General features: G+C 37.6%; 15 protein-coding genes and 1 pseudogene. 8 read left to right on the top strand and 8 right to left on the bottom strand.

What is annotated here, in order from left to right; genetic code table 11:
• The first annotated feature begins 280 nt into the window (after positions 1-280).
• The 3 genes and pseudogenes from GGQ92_RS09850 to GGQ92_RS16700 all read left to right on the top strand — a co-directional run bounded on the left by GGQ92_RS09850 (position 281) and on the right by GGQ92_RS16700 (position 1,247).
• A complete protein-coding gene (locus tag GGQ92_RS09850; protein ID WP_184247887.1) occupies positions 281-439 on the top strand; it encodes a hypothetical protein in 159 nt (52 codons plus the stop codon).
• Positions 440-656: 217 nt separating this feature from the next.
• Positions 657-935, top strand: a pseudogene (locus GGQ92_RS16705) (Crp/Fnr family transcriptional regulator); the annotation flags it as partial.
• Between the two features lie 57 nt (positions 936-992).
• Positions 993-1,247, top strand: a complete 255-nt coding sequence (locus GGQ92_RS16700) for a Crp/Fnr family transcriptional regulator (RefSeq protein ID WP_425486402.1) — start codon at positions 993-995, stop codon at positions 1,245-1,247.
• Positions 1,248-1,421: 174 nt separating this feature from the next.
• Here GGQ92_RS16700 and GGQ92_RS09840 read toward each other — a convergent pair whose 3' ends face one another.
• Complete coding sequence (locus GGQ92_RS09840; protein WP_425486401.1) at positions 1,422-1,616, bottom strand: AIM24 family protein; 195 nt, start codon at positions 1,614-1,616, stop codon at positions 1,422-1,424.
• Between the two features lie 168 nt (positions 1,617-1,784).
• Between GGQ92_RS09840 and GGQ92_RS09835 the strand changes: the two genes are divergently transcribed.
• Positions 1,785-1,946, top strand: coding sequence for a hypothetical protein (locus GGQ92_RS09835; protein ID WP_184247884.1), 162 nt, complete (start codon positions 1,785-1,787; stop codon positions 1,944-1,946).
• Positions 1,947-2,024: 78 nt separating this feature from the next.
• On the opposite strand, the gene GGQ92_RS09830 is transcribed toward GGQ92_RS09835, so the two are convergent.
• Positions 2,025-2,795 carry an RDD family protein gene (locus GGQ92_RS09830; protein ID WP_184247881.1) on the bottom strand — a complete coding sequence of 257 codons (771 nt, stop codon included), beginning with the start codon at positions 2,793-2,795 and terminating at the stop codon, positions 2,025-2,027.
• A 57-nt stretch (positions 2,796-2,852) separates the two neighbouring features.
• Between GGQ92_RS09830 and GGQ92_RS09825 the strand changes: the two genes are divergently transcribed.
• Positions 2,853-3,806 carry a stage II sporulation protein M gene (locus GGQ92_RS09825; RefSeq protein ID WP_184247878.1) on the top strand — a complete coding sequence of 318 codons (954 nt, stop codon included), beginning with the start codon at positions 2,853-2,855 and terminating at the stop codon, positions 3,804-3,806.
• Positions 3,807-3,850: 44 nt separating this feature from the next.
• Here GGQ92_RS09825 and GGQ92_RS09820 read toward each other — a convergent pair whose 3' ends face one another.
• From GGQ92_RS09820 to pepT, 6 genes are all read right to left on the bottom strand, one after another.
• A complete protein-coding gene (locus tag GGQ92_RS09820; protein WP_184247875.1) occupies positions 3,851-5,206 on the bottom strand; it encodes a DUF58 domain-containing protein in 1,356 nt (451 codons plus the stop codon).
• Complete coding sequence (locus GGQ92_RS09815; protein WP_184247871.1) at positions 5,160-6,089, bottom strand: AAA family ATPase; 930 nt, start codon at positions 6,087-6,089, stop codon at positions 5,160-5,162. Before GGQ92_RS09815 ends, GGQ92_RS09820 begins: the two co-directional genes overlap by 47 nt.
• Positions 6,086-7,213 carry a DUF4350 domain-containing protein gene (locus tag GGQ92_RS09810; RefSeq protein WP_184247868.1) on the bottom strand — a complete coding sequence of 376 codons (1,128 nt, stop codon included), beginning with the start codon at positions 7,211-7,213 and terminating at the stop codon, positions 6,086-6,088. The genes GGQ92_RS09815 and GGQ92_RS09810 overlap by 4 nt, the downstream gene beginning before the upstream one ends.
• The gene (locus GGQ92_RS09805) at positions 7,210-7,854 is read right to left on the bottom strand and encodes a DUF4129 domain-containing protein (RefSeq protein WP_184247865.1); all 645 of its coding nucleotides are present in this window, start codon (positions 7,852-7,854) and stop codon (positions 7,210-7,212) included. The genes GGQ92_RS09810 and GGQ92_RS09805 overlap by 4 nt, the downstream gene beginning before the upstream one ends.
• Before the next feature lie 18 nt (positions 7,855-7,872).
• Entirely contained in the window at positions 7,873-8,775 is a 903-nt protein-coding gene (locus GGQ92_RS09800) for a hypothetical protein (protein WP_184247862.1), read from the bottom strand.
• A 235-nt stretch (positions 8,776-9,010) separates the two neighbouring features.
• Positions 9,011-10,252, bottom strand: coding sequence for a peptidase T (gene pepT / locus GGQ92_RS09795; RefSeq protein ID WP_184247859.1), 1,242 nt, complete (start codon positions 10,250-10,252; stop codon positions 9,011-9,013).
• A 161-nt stretch (positions 10,253-10,413) separates the two neighbouring features.
• Here pepT and fni point away from each other — a divergent pair, with 161 nt between their 5' ends.
• The 3 genes from fni to ilvD all read left to right on the top strand — a co-directional run bounded on the left by fni (position 10,414) and on the right by ilvD (position 14,347).
• Positions 10,414-11,442, top strand: coding sequence for a type 2 isopentenyl-diphosphate Delta-isomerase (gene fni / locus GGQ92_RS09790; RefSeq protein ID WP_184247855.1), 1,029 nt, complete (start codon positions 10,414-10,416; stop codon positions 11,440-11,442).
• Between the two features lie 6 nt (positions 11,443-11,448).
• Complete coding sequence (locus tag GGQ92_RS09785; protein ID WP_184247852.1) at positions 11,449-12,441, top strand: NAD(P)/FAD-dependent oxidoreductase; 993 nt, start codon at positions 11,449-11,451, stop codon at positions 12,439-12,441.
• A gap of 208 nt (positions 12,442-12,649) precedes the next feature.
• Positions 12,650-14,347, top strand: coding sequence for a dihydroxy-acid dehydratase (gene ilvD, locus GGQ92_RS09780; protein ID WP_184247846.1), 1,698 nt, complete (start codon positions 12,650-12,652; stop codon positions 14,345-14,347).
• Positions 14,348-14,395: the final 48 nt, after the last annotated feature.

Raw genomic sequence — 14,395 nt, 5'->3', positions numbered from 1 at the left:
GGTTTAAATACACGATCCCTTTTTTATGAATGTATTTGTCAGACATTAGATAGATACCCCCTATCTAATAATTATTGTATGCAAAATTTAAACAAATCACAAGTATTAGTTTGTATTTAATGTAGTTGGCTCATTTCATCCCAACGACTAAAGTCGTGGGCTTTCATGAGCCGTTAATTGTAAACGATAGGACAATCGAGCTCCTCTCATGTAAATGATTATGGTGAGCGAATAGCGGGTAAAGAGATATATACTACCTAATCGGGAGAGGAGAATCTTCATGAGTGACGAACAACGAGATGTGGATGTTGAAAAAAGAGAGAAAAAGTCGGATCCAAGCAAAGTGGGAGTCGCTGCGATAAAATATATTGCGTATTTAATTATCTTTTTCGGAATTCTCTGGTTTCTAATTAATTATGTGATTGCTCCCCTTTTTTAGTCTTGGAACTTGAATCATATGAAAGGCACTTTCCACAAGAGGAGAGTGCTTTTTCTACCTCTTACGACTTTTCTTCATCGCAATTAAACATGTTATACTCAAACTATAGGTACGTTATTATGACGAATTGAAGGGATGAGATAATGTGTCTTCTTTAAATAGCCATCGCTCATGTGTAGCCTCCGTTCCGATATTCAATCATTTAGAAGAGTGGCAAATGGATAAAATTATGGAAAGCGCCCGTCCAATCCACTTAGAAAAAGGAGAGATTTTGTATCGACCATATGAAGAATCCCAGACGTTATACATTGTGTACAAAGGACGACTACGTATATATCGGGATAGTGAATCTGGTCGTGAACAAACGATTCGTATTTTAGGCCCTGGTGAATTTACAGGAGAATATGCTCTATTTAATGCTTCTACCCATGAATCATATGCTGTGGCGACTCAAAAATCTAGTATATGTAGTATTGGGCAGAAAGACCTTCAGAACTTTTTGTTAGAATATCCGACCATTTCTCTTAAAATCTTAGAAAAGTTTTCACAAAGATTGGGTGAAACGGAAACACAAGCGACAAGTGTAGCGATCGAAACCGTTGATAAACGGATTGCGCAGTATTTAATCAATAATGCTAATGAAAATGAGGAAGTTATTCTTCAAATGACAAGGAAAGAATTAGCATCTTACTTAGGTACTACTCCAGAAACAATTAGCAGAAAGCTAACCGAATTTGAAGAAAAAGGTTATATTATCCAGAAAACATCGAGGAAAATAGAAATACTCAAAGTAGACGAGTTGATGTAACTTATGAGGATGGAGAGAAAATAGAGAAACGAAGTTCTTCACCTTTGGGGTGAAAGCAAGAGAACATATTGATGAATCCACCAACTCTGCCTTCCCCCCTTATTACCTCCCTATTCAGGTACTACTGCAAAGACTCTGCTGACTAAAATAATCGTTCCCCCCGTCGTCTTCAAGTTATTGCGTGATAAATCTTTCTCCGCCAAAGAAGTTTGTTCTTATCTTACGCTGAAATTCAATATCGAGACTAAAATCCTTTGCGTCGGCTAAAAAGGCATCCTTCTGACAAAAAATTTTACTTCCATGCATACTTAGATTCAACGGAATTAATTTTTCCTGGACATGGGTAGGCAAAGTAGAGAGAAAAGCCATTTTTAATAATATTCATGAACAAATTTTAAGTAATCGACTATAATGGAGAGTATATGAGAGAATATAAAAGAATTTCATTAATATCATTTACATTAAGCGTAAATATGTTATGATATAAGTGAATTCATTAATAAATGGATAATTTTTGAGGAAAGGGGAGAGTTGGTCATGACGTTGTCATTGTATCTTGTTTCATTGACTGTTCTTCTTACTTTTCTTGTTTTATCTGCTCTTCAACATTTAGCAACTCGCAGAAAAAAACTAAAAGAAAAGTTAAATGCGGAAAACATGCACCATTCACCAGTGATTGCTGGAAAACAAATGAGATAACTAATTTGGCTCTTGAGTCAATTAAAAAGCCTGCTCCTATATTAGGAGAACAGGCTTATTTTTATGGGCTAAGTAGCTTTAATAGCTCCATATTTTCTTAAGGTTTAGGTAAAGTGCTAATAGTAACATTTCTTCATTCCCATTGTACGTAATGTTTATTTTAGGGAGAAGAATATCCGCAATCTCTTTATTTAATTTATTCTTCGTCTGGGTATCTAAGTTAGGTAGACGTTGGCAATATTTATCGAGTAATTCCCAGTCCTTTTGGGAGAAAACATGTAATTCCTGTTCTTCTATCGATATGGTATACTCGGTTATACCCTTGGAGTCGATATAGCGTTTAAGCTTAGAAGTTTCTTGTTTTCCTCTTTCATGGACGACAATTGTACCTGCTGCTAAATCACCAAGGCGTTTATGTTTAGAGTGTAAGAAAATGAGTAAAATCCCTAAAGCATAACTTGATGGTAATGAATCAATTAATCTTAAAAAATTGCGAATAATACTAGATAAAAATGTAATATTGTGTCCGTTTTCTTGGATGACACGGATTCCGAGGATTCGTTTTCCGATTGTCCGGCCACCCCAAAAATATTCTAATATAATGAAATATCCGAAGTTAAAAATAAATATAATAATAAGGATAATAGCAATAATCCACCCTGGTGACATAGGAATGGCTTCTGCTGTTAATCCTGCAAGAAATGAGAATCCAATCAGTGTTAATACTTGAGCAACGATGATAATGAGGTGATCAATTATACTAGCCGTAGCTCTGGATCCGAGATTGGCTAATTGAAACTGCAAAGAGACATATTCCGGTGTTTTCACTTGAAATGGTTGTTCTTCCATCCTTTCCCTCTTTTCTATATAATGATATTAAAACAACAATTAGCAAAGGTGAGTGTGATGAAACTAAGTCAATTTATTCAGCAGTATCGTAATGATTGGAACGATTTAGAGAAACTAATTATAGAAATGCCGAAGAAAAAGACATACACTTCTGTGAAAGAGTTTCAAACTACATACCAAAAGGTTTCTCGTCAATTATCATATAGTCAAACCTTTTTTCCAGATGAAGAAGTTACTTTCTACTTAAATCAGCTTTTATCGAAAGCACATAATATATTATACCAATCCCAACAATCTTCTTGGAAACAATTAGGTAGCTTCCTAGGGAAAAAGTTTCCTAGTCTGCTAATTGAGCAATGGAAAGCTGTTGTTATTGCTATGCTATTGTTTGTTTTTGGTGGTTTGGCTAGTTTCCTAGCTGTGATTGAAAATCCCAACTATATTTATAGCATATTACCAGAGGATATGGTTCAATCTGTAGAACCTGCAACTTTAGGTGAATCCACAGGTAATCAAGATGCTCCTGGCATGTCTGCTATGATTATGACGAATAATATTCAAGTTGCTATTCTAGCTTTTGCAGGTGGTATTACGTTTGGCTTGTTAACAGTCTATATATTAATCTACAATGGTCTCATTATAGGTGCATTGGCTGCTGTTTTTTGGAATTACGGAAATTCCTATGTATTTTGGGCATTTATTTTACCACACGGTGTAATTGAACTAATTGCGATATTCATTGCTGGTGGAGCAGGATTGTTAATGGGTTATAAACTATTCGTACCTGGCCCCCATTCTCGTGTGTCACACTTAAAAACACAAGCAAAGCGTTCTGTTTTACTAATGATAGGTACCGTTCCTATTTTCATCATTGCCGGGATTATAGAAGGCTTTATTACCCCTGGATCATTTTCATTAGAAATGAAATATGCTGTTGCAGGACTAACATTAGTTGGAATCACTGCCTATGTGATGTTAGGAAATTATTTTTTAAAGAAAAATCCTGCATAAGTTGAAGGTTCAAGTAATACTTGAACCTTCGTGCCTTACTACATTTAGCCAATCAATCCACGATTGAGTGCATCGATATAATGCGATATCGTCGATACAGCGAGTTTATCTTCCTTAGACTCTATTAAAGTGATACCTTGGCGACTCCAAACGAGCTTCATACGATTAAAAGCTAAGTACTGTTCTTGAGCAGTACTTTTTTGCATCGCACGATAAATCGTTGTTGGCTCTTGTTCGATTGTACGGTGGAGCAACTCGTCCTCTATACCTGTCAACAGCACTAAATGTTTTCTTCGCAATTGCTTAAGAAAATAGAAGGAATGACTTTCGTGCGTAAGAGAGTACACATCGGTAAATAGAATCATCATGCTTCGCCTTGTTTGAATTCGTTGTGCGTGTTGAAAAGCCATCGCATAATTAGATTCACTTGCCTGTACTTCTAAATCATAAATCCCTCTTAAAATCGTATTTAAATGATCTAATCCCTTACCTGCAGGAATTGTCATTTCAATATCCTTCGCGAACGCAACAACGCTAACATGATCTCCATTATCGAGCGCACAAGCAGCCAGAGTAATAGCAGCCTCAATGGTACGTTCAAGGCGATTGCCGCTCTTTAATTCGGCTCCCATTAATCGGCCACAATCAATTAAGATTGTCACATATTTACCGTGTTCGGGCTCATCGTTATTTGTCATAACCTCTTGTAATTTAGCGGATTGTCTCCAATTAATCTTACGAGGGTCATCGCCAACAACATAATTTCGGATGTTAGCAAATTCGCCTTGACCACTTTTTAAACGCCTCGTCTTAATTCCTTCGTGAAGCAAAAAGCTTTGTGCACTTTCTAAATATCGCTTTGTTTCAGATAGATTCGGTATTACCTTTATTTCTTGTTCGTACGGCATGGTTATTTGTTTTTCCCATAAACCAAGCTGGCTATGATAACGAATATAGATTTTATTTGGATGATATTTCCCTCGCACGCTTGGTTTAACACTGTATTCCAACTCTCCTTTTCCAGGTTGTAAAAGAAACCTTGTAGGATAAGAGGCTTGAAAACTTTGTGGCAAGTCATCCTCTATTCTTACATAACAGGGGAAGATGGATTTATTTTCTAACGTTATGGTAATCAGTTCTGTTTCAAAGCGCTCTAACTCATCTGGAACGTCCCTATGTACCTCTAAATCTTTCCGGTTTGGGGAATAGAATAAGTCAAATAGGGTAAGTCCAAGTACTGCTACAATAGCTAACCCTAATAATATCCAAGAGAAAAACAAAAAGGAAATTAGAAACAGCGCACCACTTAATGCAAGAAATAGATAGAGCAGTTTTTTAGTAGGAATGATTCCCCTATCTCGGAACAGTAACCGATCCAACAATCGTCTGAATCGTTTCATCAATGTGGGACCCCTCCAATTCGGCATAAGGAGATAACTGGATACGGTGTCTTAGGCAAGGAGCTGCCATCATTTTCACATCATCAGGAGTAACATAGTCTCTCCCTTCCAGGTAAGCCCAAGCTTTACTAGTTTTTGCGATCGCAATGATCGCGCGCGTACTTGCGCCATGTTGGATATGTTCAGTTTCACGAGTTTTTCGAACGATTTTTGTAACATAATCTGCTATATCCTCACTTAATTTTACCGCGTGAACTTCTCGCTGGATTTCTTTTAATTGCTCCTTCGCAAAAATAGGAGTAATCGCACTTTCTTGTATTGCTTCCTCTAATACCATGTTTAAGATGCTAACTTCATCTTCCAGAGTTGGGAAATCAATCATAATTTTCATTAAGAATCGGTCTTGCTGAGCCTCTGGTAAAGGGTATGTCCCTTCAAATTCTATTGGATTCTGAGTGGCTACTACGAAAAAGAAATCAGGAAGCTTAAAGGTTTCTCCTTGAATCGTTACTTGCTTTTCTTCCATTGCCTCTAACAAAGCCGCTTGTGTTTTTGCTGGTGTACGGTTAATCTCATCAGCTAACAATACATTCGTAAAAATCGGTCCTTTAATCGTTTGAAAGGATTGTTCTTTCATATTAAAAATAGCGTTACCTGTGATATCACTCGGTAGCAAATCTGGAGTAAACTGAACACGGTTAAAATCGGAGTCCAATAGACTAGCTAACGTTTTTACCATTTGTGTTTTTCCAGTTCCGGGGACACCCTCAATTAAGACGTGTCCACCAGCTAGTGCAGAAGTTAACATAAAGCGAAGGTTCTTTTGCTGCCCAATAATTCTTTCTTCGTACTTTTTTAATAATTCACCAATCGTTTCTGTCATTTTTGTTCCACCTCTTCCCGAATTTCATCTAACCATTTTGACCAGGCAAGAAATTCTTGTTTATTGACTGCATCCTTTTGTTCTAATTCACTTATTTGATGTGATAATTCATCTATATTCTTAATTGTAAGAAACTTTTGAATGTGTTGGAGTCGATCCTGCCAACTATGATGTAAAGGGACTCCGAATCGTGCTCTAATGATTTCTTTTAAATAGTCTAATTGTTTATCGATAGCCTCTTTATAGTGCTTTCCTTTGACGTGCCAAATCGAAATAGCTTTTATACGTTCATTACTATATCGAACGATATCCTCACGTCGTACATGAACAGGTCCAAATCTCTTTCCCTGATACCAAAGAAACAGAAGTGTTAAGACTGCTCCACAGAAAATGATAATATAAACCCAGCCATGATAAACTTCATAGATTGGGATACTAGCACTTACATGATCAGCCGATAAGCTGTCGAGAACCCATTCTCCATCTTCATCCAACGGTGCTATTTCTTGAAAGAGCTCTAAATGATTACTAGATAGTATAAAATGATTCGTTATCCAACCAGGTTCTGTGGAAACAATTAGCTTCCCATCCCCAATATTTCGTTCGATAGCAATTGCGTCACCAGATTCGTCTTCTACTAGTACAGTATCATCGGGTGACGGTGTAATACGGAAGTTACTAAAAATAGTAGCTTGGAAAGGTTCGTTATCGGCAAAGACCGTTGTCTCCTCAGCCTCTCCAACAACTGTTAATGTTTGAAAGGAATATTCGGATTGAATATCAAATAATTCGTCTGGATTCTCTTTCAAAACGACCAACGTATTCCCGCTCTCTATAAAATCAAGGTACGCTTCTTCGACTTCTATCTTTGAGAATAGAGCAGGATCAATGAGCACTCGTATTTGATTTAGATTATTTCCTTCACTAGGTAGTTCTTCATCAATTTTGGCGTCTAAATTCTCCTGTAAATACGTTACGATTGCCTTTGTTCCTGTAGGAGAAGGAGAATCCATAGCAAAAGGTGGATATTGCTTTGCTTCCTCTTTATACGTAAAGATCGTAACTAAAACTAGTACAATGACTAGAAATAACGGATAGAGAACGGCAGGATTTATACGTCTCACTTTTCCTCACCTGCCTTTCTCGTGCTTTCGAGGTCATTCATCCAATGATTCATATTTTCATAATATAGATGAAATTGTTCCTCATTGACGGTTTCATCACCATAAGTAACCTTCTCAAAGAAATTAGCAGCTTCATGGTATCGAGGAACAAATGATGGATTCGTCGATGAGAGCTCATTTGCATATTCCCAGTTCGTTTTCCAGCGCTTTATTTCGACTAAGTTATGTTCTTGTAAAAACAATAAGAACGCCAAGAAAGTATGTCTTGTGGCGATATCGAACAATGATTTATCGCGATTGAGTTGAGCTTCTTCTAAATGTTGCTGATACGTCCAATCGGCTTCATCTGCAAGGAAAATCCCTTTAGATTTTAGCGCATGACGCCTAATCATTCTCCTAATAAATAATGTAACAAGAAGAACAAGCAGGAGAGCTGCAATAATAACTAGGATAAGGACGATTAAATTTGCCGTATGACTGCTTGGTGCTAATTCAATATCGAACAGACTGAGAAATTTAATAAGCCAGTCCATAAACCAATCCCAGAGTCGCTCTATCAAACTACGGTTATCCTCGTAATACACTTGATATTCTGATTTCGATAAAATGGAATCGAGATTTTCTCTCATCTCTTGTTTCATACAAGTAGATATCTCCTTTTACGTATTATATGTATCTACCAAATCTTGAATATCCGCCGCATCTTGTCTTAAAGAGGCGTCAAAATACATAATCGCCCAAGCAACAGCAAGAATGATAGAGGAAATTAACGATACAAAATTTGTCCATAGGTTTCCAATGATACTAGTACCTAAAAATAGTGCCGGAAGAAAATTAAGTGCTCCGATAATAATAGAGCTAAGAATGGTAAGAATAACGTATATACCAAAGAACTTCCATGTTTGTCGCTTTGTTAATCTCCAACTTCTCCCTAATCCTGGTGCAACTTTTTCAAAAAGAGTAGCCGGAAGGTAGAGAATCCATCTTGTAAATAAGAGGCCGTATCCGATAAAGCCACCAACTATCATAAGAAGTGCAAGAAGAATAGCGATAACATATGCCGATTCGATTGCTAGGAATGCTACTAAAAATGCTCCAGCAAAGATACTAGCGAATACAATACTAAAAGCTATGATACCAAATAGTAGTGTGCTTCCTAATAATGGCCAATATCTAGGAAAGGTCAACTTTATCATTTCTACAGCCTCTGCAGGTTCTCCAGCTCTAGCTCGTTTTACTACATGAGAAATAGCACCTACAATTAATGGGGTAGCAAAAAAGATTGGAGCCATGGATAAGAAATAACCAAAATCTCTAATAGGGTTGTAATCTGCATACATATCTAACTCTGTCGCAGTGGCGCTCCAAATGTTCTGAATGGAATCATCGCCAATTAGCATTTTGTGACCAGTTACTGCAAGAATAATAGCTTGCAAGGCTAGTACTGGAATCATGATATAAAATACAATTAAAAATATAGGTTTAAAATATCCTCTAATAATACGAAACGTTTGATCTAAGATTTTCCCAAAACTAAGTGGGCGTTGAATGTTGTTATCCACAATATAATCCTCCCTGTAAATTTATATGAAAAAAAGTCATAAACAATATATATACTAGCATAATTTAACAAATATTGTAGAGGAACTTCCTATTTTATATGATTAAAACGAATATAGTAGATTCTAATCGAAAATATGCAATCTTAATGGAAAGGGGATAACCATAAAAGAATAAGGTATTATCCCCTTAATATGCTATGTGATGTTATAGAATTCAGAAGTTAAAAAATGAAAATCAGTTCTTATTTTCAGATAATCGTTCAACGATTTTAATAATGGTCTCGGTAGCTTTTTCCATGGATTGAACAGAGATATATTCGTACTTTCCGTGGAAGTTCTCGCCACCAGTAAATATATTAGGAGTAGGGAGCCCCATGAAAGATAACTGTGAACCGTCTGTGCCACCTCGGATTGGTTGGATAATTGGTGTAACACTAACATCCTTCATTGCTTCAGCCGCGATATCTACAATGTATTTAACCGGTTCAATTTTTTCTGCCATATTAAAATATTGATCGGTCATTTCTAAGCGTACACGCTCATCACCGTACTGTTTTTGTAGTTTGTTTACAGCTTCTTTTACAAAGTTCTTTTTCTGTTGGAACAGCTCACGGTTATGGTCGCGGATAATGTAATATAGTTTAGCTTCCTCTACATCTCCTTCAAATGATATTAAATGATAGAACCCTTCATAATTCTCTGTGAATTCAGGTGCTTCGTGTGCTGGTAACTGGTTGTGAAATTCCATTGCTAGCTTACTTGCATGCACCATTTTTCCTTTCGCTGTACCGGGATGAACGTTGTTCCCTTTAAACGTCAGCTTTGCAGCTGCGGCATTAAAGCTTTCATATTGTAGTTCGCCTAACGGTCCCCCATCTATCGTATAAGCGAAATCTGCATTGAATTTTTCGACATCAAATAGGTGTGGTCCTCTCCCAATTTCCTCGTCAGGCGTAAAGGCTACTCGCACATTACCGTGTTTTATTTCTGGATGATTAATTAGATACTCCATAGCAGTCATAATCTCAGCAATGCCCGCTTTGTTATCTGCTCCGAGTAACGTTGTGCCGTCTGTTGTAATTAAGGTATTTCCTTGATACGAGGAAAGCTCTGGAAAGTCAGATGGTGATAACGTAATATTTTTTTGTTTGTTAAGGACGATGTCTCCACCATCATAATTTTCAACAATTTGTGGCTTTACGTTTTCACCTGTAAAATCTGTTGCTGTGTCAATATGTGCTAAGAATCCAACTGTAGGAATCGTATCAGCTGTCGTTATATTACTTGGAAGTGTTGCCATAATATAAGCATTTTCATCGATTGTTACATCCTCCATGCCTATTTCATCCAATTCCTCTACTAATAAATGAGCTAAATCCCACTGGCCCTTTGTTGAAGGACAACTTGGATTGTTTTCATCTGATTGTGTATTTATCTTTGCATAACGAATAAGTCGATCAATAAGTTTCGCTTTCATATATAAATGCTCCCTTTTAAATAAATTCCAATTCTATTATGCCTTAAAATAGGTAGAATGTGGATTGGTTTGTTTATATTTTTATTCCCTTTGTACCGTTATACATGCTTTTTCTGTTGATTCAAGCTACTATAGAGAAAAAGATGACGGAGGAATAGCTTATGACCAATATCCATCAACGAAAGAGTGAGCATATTCAGCATAGTTTATCGGACGCATCCCTTAGTAAAAAAATGACAGGTTTTGATCGGTATCAATTTCGGCATTGCGCGCTTCCAGAGCTAGACTTCTCCGAAATCGACATGCGAACGGATTTTTTCCAACGACCTGTGAACACACCTTTTCTTGTAAGTTCTATGACTGGAGGTGTCGAGCTCGCAAGTAAAATAAATCGAAATTTGGCCCAAGCAGCGGAATCGCGTGGCTGGATTCTAGCACTCGGTTCTACACGGATAATGCTGGAAAGTGAACAGCACAGGGAAAGTTTTCAAGTTCGGTCTTTCGCACCAACGATACCAATTATCGCAAATATCGGAGCCGTGCAGCTTAACTACGGAGTTACGTCAGCTGATATTTTGAAAATCATCGAGTGGACAGATGCGGATGCTCTTGTGTTTCATCTTAACTCTATTCAAGAAATCATACAGACGAATGGTGATACAAACTTTTCTAATCTGTTACGAAAGATGGAAAATATAATCAAGGACTTACATGTACCGGTTGGTGTTAAAGAAGTCGGGTTTGGTATAGATGGAGAAGTAGCGCAAAAGTTAATGGATATTGGAATTTCCTATATAGACGTTGCTGGAGCTGGTGGTACTTCATGGAGTCAAGTAGAAAAGCTACGTTCTACGGACGAAGTCAAAAAAGAAGCAGCCGAGGCATTTGCTGATTGGGGTATCTCTACATCCGATTGTTTAGAGCTTATAAAAGAAAAGAGTATCAAGAGTAAATTAATGGCTAGTGGTGGGATTAAGAATGGACATGATTCCGCAAAAGCAATAGCGCTAGGAGCACATCATGTAGGGTTCGCTCGGGAATTATTAAAACCAGCTATGGAATCAGAAGAAGCAGTCATGACTTGGATGGAAAAAAGAGAATTAGAACTTAGAATGGTTATGTTCGGTATTGGTGCAGGTAACCTTCAAGAACTTATAGATACAAGCAGATTAGTGAAACAGAAAGGCTGAGTATAGATGACCCAACATAATATAGTGGATTTAGTAGTTATAGGTGGAGGGACAACAGGTTTATTTGCGACATACTATGCCACTATGCGTGGCATGAGCGTGAAATTAATCGAGTCTCAACCTCAATTAGGTGGAAAGGTAATGCAATTTTTCCCTGAGAAGCGAATTTATGATGTTGGCGGTTATCCAGAGATTACAGGGGAAGAGCTTGTGGAACAAATGACAAAACAAGCAGAGCGCCATCAACCAGAAATAAGGCTGAATCAGTGGGTTGAAAACATATATAAAGTAGATGACAGTTATTTTGAGCTAGTAACAGCATCAGGGGAAAAGCATTATGCGAAAACAATCTTACTTGCTACGGGGAATGGAACGTTTTATGGCAAAGAACCGGATGGTTGGAAGGAACGTGTACGGAATAAGGAAATAGCTAAGTTTACGATTATGAATGCAGAGCAGTATGTAAATAAAAGGGTGATAATTAGCTCTGATATGAAGACAGGTGTAGAGTGGGGGCTATTTTTAGAAAATAAAGCAAAAGAAGTAATCATGGTGAATCCTGATCGTCGTTTCAACTATACGAATAAAGCGGATATTGAAAAAATTGAGAATTCCTCTGCAGACATATATTACCAAGCAAAAATAGGCGATTTACAAGTCAAAGATGGTCAGTTATCTAGTGTGACCCTAGAGCTACCGGAAGGGAAGAAGCTTAATATAGAAGCGGACGAGCTTCTTATGTATCACGGAGTAGAGCTAAAAGCTACCCCATTTAATCAGTGGGGTGTGGAATTGCAGAAGGGACGTATTCTCGTAGAGGGAGATATGGCAACGAATATACCAGGTGTATTTGCTGCAGGAGATATTGTTTCTTACGATGGGAAAACTGGATTAATCGCTTCTGGTTACAGTGAAGCAATTACTGCAGTCAATAAAGCACATAAATGGATCGACCCTAAAGCAGTTGAACAGCAGTATAGTACTGTGATTTATCGATAGGGTTAACTAGCTAAAAACAAGCTTGTATAATCCATTTTTAGGATAGTCCGATTACAAACTTTAAAATTTTTAAGCAATCTACCATTTCATATTAATTTAACTGTGCTAGAATAGTATATTATAAAGAGATGTCGAACAATTCTCACAATTTGGTGATGTAATTTTCGGATCTACAAGTAAGAAGAGTTTTAGAACGGGAGGCATTGGAATGGGAAAAGATTTACGTATTAAAAGTCATGTTTATGATGATCCAAAACGTGCACCAAACAGAGCAATGTTGCGTGCAGTAGGTATTACCGATGAAGATTTTAAAAAGCCGATGGTAGGGATTGCAAGTACATGGAGTGAAGTAACACCATGTAATATTCATATTAATGATTTAGCAATTGCTGCTAAAGATGGTGCGAAAGTAGCTGGAGGTACTCCGATGATTTTCAATACCATCACAGTTTCTGATGGTATTTCAATGGGGACTTCTGGAATGCGTTATTCACTACCAAGTCGTGATGTAATTGCGGATTCGATTGAAACAGTTGTTGGAGCAGAGAATCTGGATGGATATGTAGCTATTGGAGGCTGTGATAAAAATATTCCCGGCTGTCTCATATCGATTGCTCGTTCAGATGTACCAGCTGTTTTCGTATATGGTGGAACAATTAAGCCAGGCTTTCGTAATGGAGACAAATTAGATATTGTTTCTGTATTTGAAGGTGTTGGTAAACATAATAACGGTGATATTGATGATGAAGAACTAAGAGGTATTGAATGTGCTGCGTGTCCAGGTGCTGGATCTTGTGGTGGTATGTATACTGCAAACACTATGGCAACTGCAGTAGAAGCACTTGGAATGAGCTTACCAGGAAGTTCTTCGATCCCAGCAGAATCTCCTGAAAAGGAAGAAGATTGCTTTAAAGCAGGAGAAGCGGTACTTAACTTATTAGAAAAAGGAATTTACCCGAAAGATATTTTAACGAAAGAAGCATTTGAGAATGCCATCACTGTTGTAATGGTGTTAGGTGGTTCTACGAATGCTGTACTGCATTTACTATCTATTGCTAATGCAGCTGGTGTTGATTTAACAATTGATGATTTTAATGAAATCCAAGCTAAAGTGCCACATTTGGCAGACCTTAAGCCAAGTGGTAAGTATGTGATGGAGGACCTTTATAAAATCGGTGGAGTTCCTGCAGTAATGCGCCTTCTATTAGAGAACGGCTATTTACACGGTGATTGCTTAACGGTAACAGGTAAAACAATTGCTGAAAACTATGCAGATGCTCCTGAATTAGCTGAAGGACAAGACATTATCCATCCATTGGATAACCCATATAGAAAGACAGGCCCACTAGTAATCTTGAAAGGTAACCTTTCTCCAAGAGGAGCAGTTGCCAAAGTGTCTGGTGTAAAGGTAACACGTCATACTGGACCTGCACGCGTATTTAATACAGAGGAAGAAGCTACAGAAGCTGTAATGAATAATGAAATTAACGAAGGTGATGTATTAGTCATTCGTTATGTAGGACCAAAAGGTGGCCCTGGAATGCCAGAAATGCTTTCGATATCAGCTATTTTAGTTGGAAAAGGACTCGGTGAAAAAGTAGCATTGCTTACAGATGGTCGATTCTCTGGTGGTACTCATGGTCTTGTGGTAGGTCATATTGCTCCAGAAGCTCAGGATGGCGGACCAATCGCACTGCTTGAAGAAGGTGACATGGTTACGATTGATTCGGATCAGAAAGAAATATCGATGGATGTTTCAGAGGAAGAATTGGAACGTCGTCGCCAACAATGGAAAGCTCCAGAAATGGTGAAACGAGGTATTTTAGGGAAATATGCACATAATGTATCATGTTCCTCTTTAGGAGCAGTTACAGACTTCTTTAACCGACCAGATTTGGATAAGTAATAGAAAACCAGTGGATAAAAACTCCACTGGTTTTCTATATTTTTTATA

It is taken from the genome of Gracilibacillus halotolerans, from assembly GCF_014206945.1.
GTDB classification, from domain to species: Bacteria; Bacillota; Bacilli; order Bacillales; family Amphibacillaceae; genus Gracilibacillus; species Gracilibacillus halotolerans.
The sequence above is the reverse complement of the archived record's forward strand: the minus strand, read 5'-3'. Positions and strand labels throughout refer to the sequence as shown.

Coding starts and splice junctions, on each gene's coding strand:
- GGQ92_RS09805 (WP_184247865.1), bottom strand. CDS start 7,854: ATGAAACAAGAGATGAGAGAAAATCTCGATTCCATTTTATCGAAATCA.
- GGQ92_RS09830 (WP_184247881.1), bottom strand. CDS start 2,795: ATGGAAGAACAACCATTTCAAGTGAAAACACCGGAATATGTCTCTTTG.
- GGQ92_RS09840 (WP_425486401.1), bottom strand. CDS start 1,616: ATGGCTTTTCTCTCTACTTTGCCTACCCATGTCCAGGAAAAATTAATT.
- pepT (WP_184247859.1), bottom strand. CDS start 10,252: ATGAAAGCGAAACTTATTGATCGACTTATTCGTTATGCAAAGATAAAT.
- GGQ92_RS09835 (WP_184247884.1), top strand. CDS start 1,785: ATGACGTTGTCATTGTATCTTGTTTCATTGACTGTTCTTCTTACTTTT.
- GGQ92_RS09825 (WP_184247878.1), top strand. CDS start 2,853: ATGAAACTAAGTCAATTTATTCAGCAGTATCGTAATGATTGGAACGAT.
- GGQ92_RS09820 (WP_184247875.1), bottom strand. CDS start 5,206: ATGAAACGATTCAGACGATTGTTGGATCGGTTACTGTTCCGAGATAGG.
- GGQ92_RS09850 (WP_184247887.1), top strand. CDS start 281: ATGAGTGACGAACAACGAGATGTGGATGTTGAAAAAAGAGAGAAAAAG.
- GGQ92_RS09815 (WP_184247871.1), bottom strand. CDS start 6,089: ATGACAGAAACGATTGGTGAATTATTAAAAAAGTACGAAGAAAGAATT.
- GGQ92_RS09785 (WP_184247852.1), top strand. CDS start 11,449: ATGACCCAACATAATATAGTGGATTTAGTAGTTATAGGTGGAGGGACA.
- ilvD (WP_184247846.1), top strand. CDS start 12,650: ATGGGAAAAGATTTACGTATTAAAAGTCATGTTTATGATGATCCAAAA.
- fni (WP_184247855.1), top strand. CDS start 10,414: ATGACCAATATCCATCAACGAAAGAGTGAGCATATTCAGCATAGTTTA.